Origin of the sequence: Sulfitobacter sp. OXR-159 (assembly GCF_034377145.1) — a bacterium.
Taxonomy (GTDB): domain Bacteria; phylum Pseudomonadota; class Alphaproteobacteria; order Rhodobacterales; family Rhodobacteraceae; genus Sulfitobacter.
The window spans coordinates 59,495-71,103 of sequence record NZ_CP139708.1; the positions used below are offsets into that span (position 1 = coordinate 59,495).

An 11,609-nucleotide genomic window follows, 5' to 3' on the forward strand; every position below is an offset into this window, starting at 1 on the left:
AGGGGCCAGATGCCCCCGCCCGTTTCTTCTCACGTGGCGCGCGGCGGCGTGTTGCCCTCGCCCAAGTCCCAAAATACGCCCGCCATTACCCGCAGCGCGTCGCGGCAGACGGGTTTCAGCACATGTTCGTCCGGTGCGTGTTGCGAGCAGCTGCGGTAGGAATGCGGCACCCAGACCGTCGGCAGACCCAGAATATCGCTGAAACTGTCGTTGGGCAGGGAGCCTGCAAGGTTCGGCAGGATATGTGGCGCTTTTCCGGCGCTTTTCGTGAGGGAGGCGGCCACGAACTTCACCCAAGGGTGATCCGCATCCAGCCGCGTCGCGCGGAAGAAGCCGCGGTCATGCGGTTCGATCCGCACATCCTCGAACCCGTGTTTATCAAGGTGACGCCGCAGCGCGGGCAGGATGTCTTCGGGATCGGTGCCGACGACATAGCGCAATTGGCAGGTCGCGGTGGCGTGGGCCGAGATCGCGTTGACCGGCGCTTCGGGCACGCCGCTCTTCATCGCGAGAATGGCAAAGCTGTTCCAGCCGTAGGCGCGCTCGACCGGGGTCAGGTCTTCTTCGCCCCAGTCGGTGTCGATGGCGGGGCCGTCATCGCTCTCGATCGGCAGGTCTTTCAGCGCGTCGCGGACCGAGGGGGTCAGGCTGTCGGGCCGCCATTCGGGGATCTGGATTTGCCCGCGTTTGTCGGTGATGGTCGACAGGGCCTGCGCCAAGATCATCGCCGGATCGGCCAGCAAGCCACCCCAATTGCCCGAGTGATGCGCCCCGTCGCGTTTGTCGATGATCAGATCAAAAGAGACCCCGCCGCGCGAGCCCATGAACATGGTCGGCACATCGGGTTGCAGGCGCGGCCCGTCCGAGGCGATCAGCACATCCGCCGTCAGCTTCTCGCGATGTTCGGTAAAGAACTCTGGCAAGCCCGCGCTGCCGGTCTCTTCGCTCATCTCGATCACGATGCGGCAGTTGAACCCCAGCTTGCCGCGCGTTTTCAGCACGGCCTCAAGAGCGGCGATATTGATCAGGTGCTGGCCTTTGTTGTCGGCGGTGCCGCGGCCATAAAGCTTGTCGCCTTCCTCAACCAATTTGAACGGATGCAGCCCCTCGCGCCACTGGTCGGTCTGGGCGCGGATCACGTCGCCGTGGCCATAGGTCAGCACGGTCGGCAGGTCATCGCCCTCGCGGCGCTCGCCCACCAGAAAGGGGCCACCGCGCGGGTCGGGATTGTCGTGAAAGCTACAGGCAAAGCCCATTGCCGTCAGCAGCGGCTCCATCGTCTCGACCAGATAGCGTTTGAGTTCGGGGGCTTGGTCGGGGTTCTGGCTCTCGGTCTCATAAGAGACGAGGTTGGCAAGTTCGGCTTGGAATGTCCCCTCATCGAAATAGGTCGAGATCGCTTCGATCGCGCTGTCGCGGGTCATGCTTCAATGTCCTTTGTCATATCTTCGGAAATGGCGTCGCCCCAAGGCGACATGATCTCGGTGCAGCCGGAATTCTGCCCGTTCGCGCGCATCACGCCTGCGGGACAGGCGAAAGCGTAGGGAAAGATCGTGCGCTTTGTTTCGGCGACGGTGCTGTCTTCGCGCAGACGGTCGAGCACATCGTGCGGCAGGCTTTCATCGGCGATGAGTTGGTTCGCGTCCGAGGCGTCGATGCGCGGCGCGTGGAAGCTTTCCTCCAACGACATGTCGAAATCGGTGACGAAGGAGGACAGTTGCGCCACCGCGCCGAGAATTTTGCGCCCGCCGGAGGCCCCGAAGGCAAAGCGTTTTTCACCCTGTTCGCCGATCACCGGGCAGACGTTCATCAGGCAGCGCTTGTTCGGCCCCAGCGAGTTCGGGCGGCCCTGAACCGGGTCGAACCACATGATGCCATTGTTCATCAAAAAGCCCGTGGAGGGCGAGACGACGCGGGAGCCGAAGATCGACAAAAGCGTCTGCGTCTGCGCCACCATATTCCCGTGACGGTCGACGACCGAGAAATGCGTGGTGCAGCCCGGGGCCTCGGGGCTTTCGCCGGTGTCGCCCATCGATCCGAGCCGCCGCGCATAAGCGCCCTTCAGCGCCGCAGCCATCGCGGCATAGCTGTCGGGGCCGGGAGCACTGCCGAGGTCTTCGGTTTCCAGCGAGGCAAAGGTATCGCGGAAAGTCGGGCCAGCGGTCAGCCCCGGGACGACATGGAACCGCGCGTCGCGGTAGGCGAAATCGAGCGGGGCGTGGAACTCGGCGCGGTAGGCTTGCAGGTCGTCGCGGCTGAGGCAGCCGCCCTTGTCCTGCACATCCCGCGCCATCGCGGCCCCGAGGTCTCCATCATAAAGCGCGCGCGCCCCGTGCCGCGCGATCTGGTCAAGGCTGTCGGCCATGCGCGATTGATCCAGCCGTTTTTCGGCCAGCGCGGTCCAACCGCTGATCGTCGGCCATTGCCCATCTTCGAGGAAAACCGCCGCAGCGTCGGCATCTTTGGCCAATTCGCGGGTGCAAGAGGCAATGACGAGCGCGGCATACCAATCCACCGTCAGCCCCCTGCGGGCGTGGTCAATCGCCGGCGACAGCAGTTCGCCCCAAGGCATCTTGCCGAACCGTTCATGCGCTTGGCCCAGCCCGTCGACCACGCCGGGCACGGCGATGGCGGTGGCACCCTGCACGTTGCGGTCCCCCTCCACATGCTCCCACGGGAAGAGATCGCCTGCCTTTCCGCGCCCGCTGAGCGGATAGTTCGCCGGGTCAAGCGCGCCGGGGCTGCGCATGCCGTGGTTCAATGCGTGGGCCTGACCTTCGTCAGCGCGCCAGAGCATCATTGCCCCGCCGCCCGCCGGGCCGCTCATCCAAGGTTCCAACACGCCGATAACGAATGAGGTGGCAACGGCCGCATCCACCGCATCGCCCCCCGCCGCGAGAACTTCGGCCCCCGCGATTGCTGCCAGACGGTGCTGTGCGGCAACGACGCCATGTTCGGTTTCGATGACGGTTTTGCGGGTTTGGCTGCTGTGCGACAGGTTCGATGACATGGGATTACTCTTGCTCGTACATGGGGGTTTCCGGATCGTGCAGATGGCAGGCGACATGCCCCTGCGGGATCGGGGTGTGACGTGGGGCTTTTTGTTTACAGAGATCCGTGGCGCGTGGGCAGCGCGGGTGGAAATGGCAGCCCGGCGGCGGCGCAATCGGGTTTGGATAGGCCATGCCAAGCTGCGTGTCTGGCACGCCCAGGCCCGGCTCGGGTGTCAGCACGGATTTCAGCAGCGCCTTGGTGTAGGGATGACGCGGCGCGTCAAAAAGCCCGGCGACCGAGTTCTGCTCAACGATCTCGCCCAGATACATCACCGCCACGCGGGTCGCGAGGTGTTCGACCACCGCGAGGTCATGGCTGATGAAGAGATAGGTCAGGCCGAATTCTTCGCGCAGCTCGCCCAGAAGGTTGAGGATCTGGCTCTGCACCGACACATCCAGCGCCGAAGTCGGCTCGTCGCAGATCACCACTTCGGGCTTCATGATCAGCGCGCGGGCAATCGCTACACGCTGGCGCTGGCCGCCCGACATCTGGCTGGGATAGGTGTTCATCACCCGCTGCGGCAGGCCGACAACATCGAGGATTTCCTTCACCTTTTTCTTGCGGCTGGCTTCATCCCCGATGCCATGCACGCGCAGGGGCAGGGAGATCACGTCATAGATGCTTTTGCGTGGGTTGAGCGAGGAATAGGGGTCTTGAAAGATCGGCTGGATGCGCCGCGCCAGCGCCAGACGGCCCTGCTGCGTGATCTCTTCGCCGTCGATTTTGACATGACCTGCGGTGGGTTGCTCCAGCCCCAATAGGATCTTGGCGAGGGTTGATTTACCGCAACCGGATTCACCGACGAGGCCCAGCACCTCCCCCTTGCCCAATTGCAGCGATACGTCGTTCACAGCCGTCAGCGGTTTGACCTTGCCGAACATGCCTTGTTTCACCCGGTAGGTCTTGCTGACGCCCGAAAGCTCCAGCACCGGGGGGGTGTTTACGCTGTCCTTCATACGGTCAGCTCCTTCTCGGAATGGCGTTTGCCATCGGGGAAAATGCAGCGGAAGGCGTGGTTGCCGTCCTCGCGCTTGGGGATGTCGCCACGGCATTCGGCGACCGCATGGGGGCAGCGGGTGCGGAAGACGCAGCCCTCGACCTCGCCCACCAGCGAGGGCACGATGCCCGGAATGGTGCCCAGTTTCGCACCGCGGTCGGTCTTGCCGGGCAGGGGGATGCAGCGCAGCAATCCGCGGGTATAGGGATGCGAAGGCGCGTTGAAGATGTCGCCCACCGGCCCGGTCTCGACCAACTCGCCCGCGTACATCACGGCGACCTTATCGGCCACGCGCGCCACAACGCCGAGGTCATGGGTGATCAGGATCACGGCCATGTTCATCTCGCGGCCCAGATCGTGCAGCAGCCGCAGGATCTGCGCCTGAATGGTCACATCAAGCGCGGTTGTCGGCTCGTCCGCAATGATCAGTTCCGGCTCGCACATCAGCGCCATCGCGATCATCACGCGCTGGCGCAACCCGCCTGAGAGCTGGTGCGGATACTGCGACAGACGGCTCTCGGCGGCGGTGATGCCGACTTTTTCCAGCAGTTCAATCGCCCGGTCCCGTGCCTGTTGGCGGCTGACCTTGCGGTGCAAGAGCAGCGCCTCGGCCAATTGGTCGCCGATCGTATAGGCGGGGTTCAGCGAGGTCATCGGCTCTTGAAAGATCATCGCCATCCGCGCGCCGCGCAGCTTGCGCATCTGGCCTTGGCTGGCGGTGGTCAACTCGGTGCCATCAAAGGTCATCCGATCCGCGTTTCGCTTGATGGATTTGCCCAAGAGCCCCATCAGCGCCAGCGAGGTAAGCGATTTGCCCGACCCGCTTTCGCCAACGATACACAGGGTTTCGCCACGGTTAAGGTCAAAGTCGATCCCGCGCACTGCATGCAGGGTGCCGCTGCCCGTGGGAATGTCGAGCCGCAGGTTGCGGACGCTCAGAAGTGGTTCTGTCATGGGTCAGCTCCGGTTTTCGGGGGCGGTCACGTCGCGCAGGCCGTCACCCATCAGGTTGATCGCCAGCACCAGCACGAAAAGGACAGCGCCGGGGATCAGGACGAGCCACGGCTCGAACAGCATCATGTTCTTGCCTTCGGAGACCATCAGCCCCCAGCTTGGCGTCGGCGGTTGCACGCCAAGGCCAAGGAAGGACAGGGCCGCCTCGAGCAGGATCGCATGGGCCATTTCCAGCGTCACGACGACGATCAGGTTGTTGGCGATATTGGGCATGATCTCAGACAAAAGGATGCGCGGGGTGGAGGCGCCGATGACCTGAGCCGCCGCCACATATTCGCGCCGCCGCACCTGCATGGTCGAGGCGCGCATGACCACCGCGAAACGGTCCCAAAGCAGCAGGCCCAGAACGCCGATCACGACTTGAAGCGAGCCGCCGAGGATCGCCACAACCGCGAGGGCCACCAACACCACCGGCATCGCCAGACGCACGTTGATCAGGAAGGTGACGACCGCGTCGACCTTGCCACCGAAGTAGCCCGCAGCGACGCCCATGGCTGTGCCGATTACGCCCGAGATCAACGCCGCCACGGCTCCGATCAGCAGCGAAATACGCGCACCGTAGATCAGGCGCGACAGGTAATCGCGGCCAAGGTGGTCGGTGCCCAACGGATGTTCCCAATCGCCGCCAAGGAACACAGGCGGCTCCATCCGGGTCATCAGGCTTTGGGCATAGGGATCATGCGGGGCTATCCACGGCGCGAGGATCGCAATGATCGTGAGGATGATCAGAACGACCGCCCCGATCAGCAGACCTTGGTGCCCAAAGATGCGCTTGCGCAGCATCTGGCCGGGGGTCGGGCCGGTGATTTCGTCTAAAAGGCTGTCATGTGTACCAGCGGTGATCATGTCAGCTGCTCCTCATGCGGGGGTCGAGCCATGCGTTCAGCACGTCTGCGAGGAAGGTGAAAACGATGTAGAACATCGAGAAAATCAGGATCAGCGCCTGTACGGTGGGCAGGTCATTCCGCGCGATGCTTTCCCACGCCAGATAGCCCGCGCCATGCAGGGCAAAGATCGATTCAACCACGATGGAGCCGCCAAGCATGAAGCCCATCTGCACGGCGGCAAGGCTCACCACCGGGATGATCGCGTTGCGCAGCGCGTGGCGGAACAGCACGCGGCGTTCATTGGCCCCCTTGGCCCGCGCGGTCCGGATGTAGTCCGAGTTCAGCACGTCCAGCATCCCGGCGCGCGTCAGGCGCATGATGGCGGGCATGGCGTAATAGCCCAGCACTACGGTCGGCAGGATGAAATGCCGCCACGTGTCGGTGCCCGAAGGCGGCAGCCAGCCCAGTTGGATCGCGAAGACTACGATCAGGATTAGGCCGAACCAAAAGCTCGGCATCGCTTGCCCCGCGACCGAGATAAACAGGGCCACACGGTCAATGATCGAATTGGGGCGGATCGCGGCGACCACGCCAAGCGGCACGGCTGTCAGCAGGGCAAATACAATGCCACAGACACCCAGCGTCATGGTCACGCTCAGACGGTCGGCAATCAGCGAGGCGACGGGCAGGCGGAAATAATAGCTCTCGCCGAAATCGCCCTGAAGGACCGAGAACAGCCATTCGCCGTATTGCACCAGCATGGGCCGGTCGAACCCGTAGAGGCGGCGCAGCGCCTCGATGTCTTCGCCACTGGCGGTTTCGCCCGCAAGTGCTGCGGCAGGGTCGCCCGACAGAAACAGCAGGCTAAAGCTGATAAACGACACGGTAAAGGCCACGAGAAGGGCCAGTCCCAAGCGTTTGAGAATGAATTGAAGCACGGGTGCAACTACCTTGAGGCTGCGCCGCAGGCGGATGGCCTGCTGCGTGGGTCTGGGTGGGGTGCGGAAAAAAGCAGGGCAGGGGCACCGAGCACGGCGCCCCTGCAGATTGGTTTACTTCCAGCTGGCCGTGGTGAAGCGCAGAACTTCGTCGGCTGTGGGCGTGTAGTCCACCTCATTGGTGGTCACGTAGTTGGTGTTGTAGGAGAACATCGGCGCCCAATAGGCTTCCTCGGTGATGCGCTCAATCGCCTTGGAGTAGTTCTCTTTGCGGACCTCTGGGTCGGTCGAGCTGTCGGCTGTGTTGAGGTATTCCAGCGTCTCATCGTCCATCGCGTAGTCGAGCGAGCCATGTTTGAAGAACTGGCTGACCATGGCAGAGGCGTCGTTGATCGAATAGCTGCCCCATGTCTGGAACGACACGGCGGTTTCACCCTTCATGTTCTGCTCGCGCAGGGCGGAATACTGCAACATCTTGAAGTTGGTATCGATGCCCACGGCGTTGAGATAGCTGGTGATCGCCTCGGCATATTCACGGTCGCGGTAGGCATAAAAGTCGATGGTCAGACCGTCTTCATAGCCCGCTTCGGCCAGCAGTTCTTTGGCCTTCTCGGGGTTGTACTCATATTCGACCGCCGCCTCTTCGTCGCAGCCAAACTGGCTGGGGAAGCAGGGGGTGTAGACGACTTTGGACTTGCCCTTGAGCAGCGCGTCGACCAGTTCCTGACGGTTGATGGCGTAGTTCACGGCCTTCCGCACGCGGATATCGGTGAAGGGGCTGTCTTCGGAGCGGCCTGCCGCATCCAACGTCAGATAACCCACACGCATAGTGGATTCGTTGGAGACTTGGAACTCGTCCCGCTCCGCCAGCTTTTCGGCTTGATCGGATGGCACCTGCCAGATCAGATCGAGCGACCCGCTGAACAGTTCGGCCATCTGGGTGTTAACATCCGGAATGGTGCGGATATCTACGTTTTTGATGCTGGGCTTGCCTTTGGGGCTGTCGTGATAGCCTTCATAGGCTTCCAGTTTGAAGTGCTGGCCGGGGACGACTTCGGTCACTTTGTAGGGGCCGGTGCCGACGGGTTTCAGGCCCATGCCTTCGGGGCCAGCTTCTTCGTAGTAGTCGCTGGGGTACATCGACACGGGGCCGGACAGGAATTCGATGGCCGCTGGGAATTTCTCTTTCAGCATGATGCGGACGGTGTAATCGTCGATCTTCTCGGCCGATTTCATCCAGTTCACGTTGCGCTGCGTTTTCACGCCATTGGCCTCATCGGCTACGTAGTTGACGGTGAACACCACATCGTCAGCGGTGAAGTCCGACCCGTCGTGAAATTTCACACCTTCGCGCAATTTGAATTCGATGGTCGTGTCGTCGATCCATTCCCATTCGGTAGCGAGGTTGCCCATGTATTCGTTGCTGACCGGATCGCGGTAGATCAACCCGTCCCAGACCGCGCGCTGCAGCACAACGCCTTCGCGCGATGAGTTGAAGTAGCTGTCGACGTTCTCAAGCTCTTTTGTGAAGGCGACGTTCAGCGTGTCGTCTGCCTTGTCCGCCCAAGCCGCACCCGTGGCGGCGGCAAGGACAAGCCCGGTGATGGTAGATTTCAGGACCGTGGATTTCATGGTCAACTCCCCTGTTGGTTTACGAACTCGGTTTCGTATCGTTTTTGACTTGCGAAGCGTATCATATAATAATACTTGATATCGCTATACGATTAGTAAACGCAATGAGCTTGGCATACGTCAAGCCCCGGTTTGAAGAATTAGGCCGGTTTCAGGGGTAGGTGATTGGAAAAGAAGCAAAATACGCTCTATGTGGGATCACTGGCCAAGGGGCTGCGACTGCTCCGCGCTTTTGATGAATCGCATACGGAATTGTCACTGGTAGAGCTGGCCGCGCGCAGCGGGCTGGACAAAAGTGCCGTGCAACGCCTTGCGAATACACTGCATATCGAAGGCATGTTGGAGAAGGATCCGGCCACCCGGCGCTATCGCCCCTCCCATGCATGGCTCGAACTGGCCTATGCTTATTACTGGTCAGATCAACTGGTCGGGCAGGCGATTCCCAAGCTGATCGACCTCAGCCAAGAGATCGGTGAGACGGTGAATCTGGCCGAGCTTTCCAAGGACCATATCATCTACGTCAGCCGCTTGCCCTGCCAACGGACCTACTTCGCGGCGACGGTGATCGGGCGGCGGTTGCCTGCGCTTTCGACATCGGCGGGGCGGGCGATCATCTCGACCTTCTCGCCCGAGGATCGGGAAGAGGCGATTGAGACTTGGCCGCTCAAACCCTTTACCGCGCGCACCACGATGGACCGCGCCACGATCCGCAACAGCATCAATGAGGCCGTCCAACATGGCCATGCGATTTCAAGCGATCAGATGATTCTGTCAGAGATCGGTGTGGCTTGCCCGATCACCGGCCCCGACGGGCGCGCCTTTGCGGCGGTGCAATGTTCGGTCTCGGCTCACACCTGGACGCGCGAGCGGATCAGGGCCGAAATTCTGCCGCGGTTGCAGGACACGGCGAACGCGATTTCACCATCCTCACAGGTGCATCGGCGCTAGAAAAAGGCCGGAGCATTTCTGCCCCGGCCTTTGATTTCTTATTCCCAGTTCAGCTTTTCTTCGCGCTGCCAGAACCGCAGCTTGCGGCAGGATTGAAGGAAATCATCGGCATTCTCGGCAGAGACTTCCACCGTGCCCTCGTCCTTCTCAACGCCGGCGGCTTTGAGCAGCGGGTCCGCGGCTTTGGTCCACGCGATGAACTTGTTATGCGCAAAGGCGTCCGAGACGAAATCCTGCGAGGGTTTGTTCTTGGCGATCTTGTCAGCCTTTTCGTCGCCAAAGACCAAGGCCACCGCATCAAAGACCACCGACGGCCCGCCGTCGATCTTCTCATCCGCCGCGCGGGTGCTGCCATCTGACAGGGTTACCCCTTGGATATGCGGCGTCACGATCGCGACCATCGCACCTTCATCGGCGAATGTTTTCTCCAAGGCTTCCACGATCGACGCATCGGCGCCCTCCGTCAGGAACAGACCCAGCTTGCGGCCCGCGAAAGTGTTCGGCGGGTTTTTCAGAATGCTGAGCGCATCTGATGGCGGCAGATCGGTGATCGGTTCCCGCGCGGGTGTGGCCGGTTCCGGCATCTCGGTCACGCCAAGACCTTCGGCCACTTGTTTGGCCAGATCGTCATGCACGTTCATCAGATGCGACAGCATCCGCAGGCGAATGCGCTCTTCCTGACATTTCGACAGCTCGAACGTATAGGCCGCCGCGATATGCTGCTGTTCGATCTCGGTCTGGCTGATGTAGAACTGCCGCGCTTGGCTGTAGTGGTCGGCGAATGTCTCAGAGCGCACGCGCTGTTTGGTGCCACTGACCTCTTCCGTGTAGCTTTTGAACCCAATCTCAGGGTTTTCACGCGGGCCACCATCGTCGCCCCAGCTGTTGGGCTCATAGTTCACGCGGCCCTTGGGGTTGTGCATCGCCATATGGCCGTCTTGCTGGAAATGGTGGAACGGGCATTTCGGCGCGTTGATCGGAATATGGGTGAAGTTCGGCCCGCCGAGCCGTTTGATCTGCGTGTCGAGGTAGGAAAAGTTCCGACCCTGCAGCAGCGGGTCGTTCGTGTGGTCGATCCCGCGCACGATGTTCTGGGTGCAAAAGGCCACCTGCTCGGTCTCGGCAAAGAAGTTGTCGACATTGGCATCCAGCGTCAGCGTGCCGATAATGCGCACTGGCACCTGCTCTTCGGGGATCAGCTTGGTCGCGTCGAGGATGTCGAACTCAAAGTTATCGGCAAAGTCGTCATCAAAGACCTGAATGCCCAGATCCCACTGCGGGTAATCGCCCGCGTCGATGGCATCCCACATGTCGCGGCGGTGGAAATCAGGGTCCGCGCCGTTGATCTTGAGCGCTTCGTTCCAGACCACTGATTGCACGCCCTGCTTGGGCTTCCAGTGGAACTTGACGTAGTGGGATTTGCCCTCGGCATTGACCAGCCGGAAGGTGTGCACGCCAAAGCCTTCCATGAAGCGGAAGGAACGTGGGATCGCCCGGTCAGACATCTGCCAAACCGTCATGTGGATCGCTTCGGGTGAGAGGGACACGAAATCCCAAAAGTTGTCATGCGCCGATTGCGCCTGTGGGAAGCCCCGGTCGGGGGCGGCTTTGACGGAGTGGATGAGGTCGGGGAATTTGATCGCGTCTTGGATGAAGAACACGGGGATGTTGTTGCCCACCAAGTCCCAGTTGCCCTCTTTGGTGTAGAACTTCGTCGCAAAGCCGCGCACGTCACGGGCCAGATCGAAAGAGCCTTTGTTGCCCGCGACGGTTGAGAAACGGGTGAAGGTCGGGGTCTTTTCACCGACGCGCTGGAAAATATCGGCGGCAGAGAGTTCGGGGATCGCTTCTTTGAGTTCGAAATGCCCATGCACCCCGTAGCCGCGGGCGTGAACGACACGCTCTGGAATGCGCTCGTGATCAAAATGGAATATCTTTTCGCGGAAAACATGGTCTTCCATCAAAACCGGGCCGCGCGGGCCTGCTTTGAGCGAGTTCTGATCATCCGCGATCGGACCGCCCTGCGCAGTCGTCATCGTCTTTTCGCGGTCCGTGGTTCGCTGGCGGGGTTCACCGCCTTTGCCAAGTTCTTTGTCTGTCATGATCTTTCTCCACAGCGCCCCCGGAAATAATCGAGAGGATTTCTTGCTAATATGTGGCGGGCACAGATGGCCGCTCCAGAGGGGGCGGTAATCGCCC

At 61.3% G+C, this 11,609-nt stretch carries 9 protein-coding genes; 1 reads left to right on the top strand and 8 read right to left on the bottom strand.

What is annotated here, in order from left to right; all coding sequences use genetic code 11:
* Window positions 1-29: 29 nt before the first annotated feature.
* The 7 genes from T8A63_RS18250 to T8A63_RS18280 all read right to left on the bottom strand — a co-directional run bounded on the left by T8A63_RS18250 (window position 30) and on the right by T8A63_RS18280 (window position 8,462).
* Entirely contained in the window at window positions 30-1,424 is a 1,395-nt protein-coding gene (locus tag T8A63_RS18250) for a M20 family metallopeptidase (protein WP_322346021.1), read from the bottom strand.
* The gene (locus T8A63_RS18255) at window positions 1,421-3,010 is read right to left on the bottom strand and encodes a gamma-glutamyltransferase (RefSeq protein WP_322346023.1); all 1,590 of its coding nucleotides are present in this window, start codon (window positions 3,008-3,010) and stop codon (window positions 1,421-1,423) included. The genes T8A63_RS18250 and T8A63_RS18255 overlap by 4 nt, the downstream gene beginning before the upstream one ends.
* 4 nt (window positions 3,011-3,014) lie before the next feature.
* A complete protein-coding gene (locus tag T8A63_RS18260) occupies window positions 3,015-4,010 on the bottom strand; it encodes an ABC transporter ATP-binding protein (RefSeq protein WP_300053010.1) in 996 nt (331 codons plus the stop codon).
* Window positions 4,007-5,005 (bottom strand): ABC transporter ATP-binding protein, encoded by a 999-nt coding sequence (locus tag T8A63_RS18265; RefSeq protein ID WP_322346024.1) that lies wholly within the window; start codon window positions 5,003-5,005, stop codon window positions 4,007-4,009. The genes T8A63_RS18260 and T8A63_RS18265 overlap by 4 nt, the downstream gene beginning before the upstream one ends.
* 3 nt (window positions 5,006-5,008) lie before the next feature.
* On the bottom strand, window positions 5,009-5,911 hold the full coding sequence (locus tag T8A63_RS18270) for an ABC transporter permease (protein WP_322346026.1): 903 nt from the start codon (window positions 5,909-5,911) through the stop codon (window positions 5,009-5,011).
* A gap of 1 nt (window position 5,912) precedes the next feature.
* Window positions 5,913-6,830: an ABC transporter permease gene (locus T8A63_RS18275; protein WP_322346027.1), complete on the bottom strand. Its 918-nt coding sequence runs from the start codon at window positions 6,828-6,830 to the stop codon at window positions 5,913-5,915.
* A gap of 114 nt (window positions 6,831-6,944) precedes the next feature.
* Window positions 6,945-8,462 carry an ABC transporter substrate-binding protein gene (locus T8A63_RS18280; protein WP_067628811.1) on the bottom strand — a complete coding sequence of 506 codons (1,518 nt, stop codon included), beginning with the start codon at window positions 8,460-8,462 and terminating at the stop codon, window positions 6,945-6,947.
* 165 nt (window positions 8,463-8,627) lie between these two features.
* On the opposite strand from T8A63_RS18280, the gene T8A63_RS18285 reads away from it, so the two are divergent.
* Complete coding sequence (locus T8A63_RS18285; protein ID WP_067936249.1) at window positions 8,628-9,410, top strand: IclR family transcriptional regulator; 783 nt, start codon at window positions 8,628-8,630, stop codon at window positions 9,408-9,410.
* A 38-nt stretch (window positions 9,411-9,448) separates the two neighbouring features.
* On the opposite strand, the gene T8A63_RS18290 is transcribed toward T8A63_RS18285, so the two are convergent.
* Window positions 9,449-11,512 (bottom strand): catalase, encoded by a 2,064-nt coding sequence (locus tag T8A63_RS18290; RefSeq protein ID WP_322346031.1) that lies wholly within the window; start codon window positions 11,510-11,512, stop codon window positions 9,449-9,451.
* Window positions 11,513-11,609 lie beyond the last annotated feature (97 nt).

What these genes read in the sequence shown, in the direction of transcription:
- T8A63_RS18250 (WP_322346021.1), bottom strand. Translation starts at nt 1,424, where the DNA reads ATGACCCGCGACAGCGCGATCGAAGCGATCTCGACCTATTTCGATGAG.
- T8A63_RS18255 (WP_322346023.1), bottom strand. Translation starts at nt 3,010, where the DNA reads ATGTCATCGAACCTGTCGCACAGCAGCCAAACCCGCAAAACCGTCATC.
- T8A63_RS18260 (WP_300053010.1), bottom strand. Translation starts at nt 4,010, where the DNA reads ATGAAGGACAGCGTAAACACCCCCCCGGTGCTGGAGCTTTCGGGCGTC.
- T8A63_RS18265 (WP_322346024.1), bottom strand. Translation starts at nt 5,005, where the DNA reads ATGACAGAACCACTTCTGAGCGTCCGCAACCTGCGGCTCGACATTCCC.
- T8A63_RS18270 (WP_322346026.1), bottom strand. Translation starts at nt 5,911, where the DNA reads ATGATCACCGCTGGTACACATGACAGCCTTTTAGACGAAATCACCGGC.
- T8A63_RS18280 (WP_067628811.1), bottom strand. Translation starts at nt 8,462, where the DNA reads ATGAAATCCACGGTCCTGAAATCTACCATCACCGGGCTTGTCCTTGCC.
- T8A63_RS18290 (WP_322346031.1), bottom strand. Translation starts at nt 11,512, where the DNA reads ATGACAGACAAAGAACTTGGCAAAGGCGGTGAACCCCGCCAGCGAACC.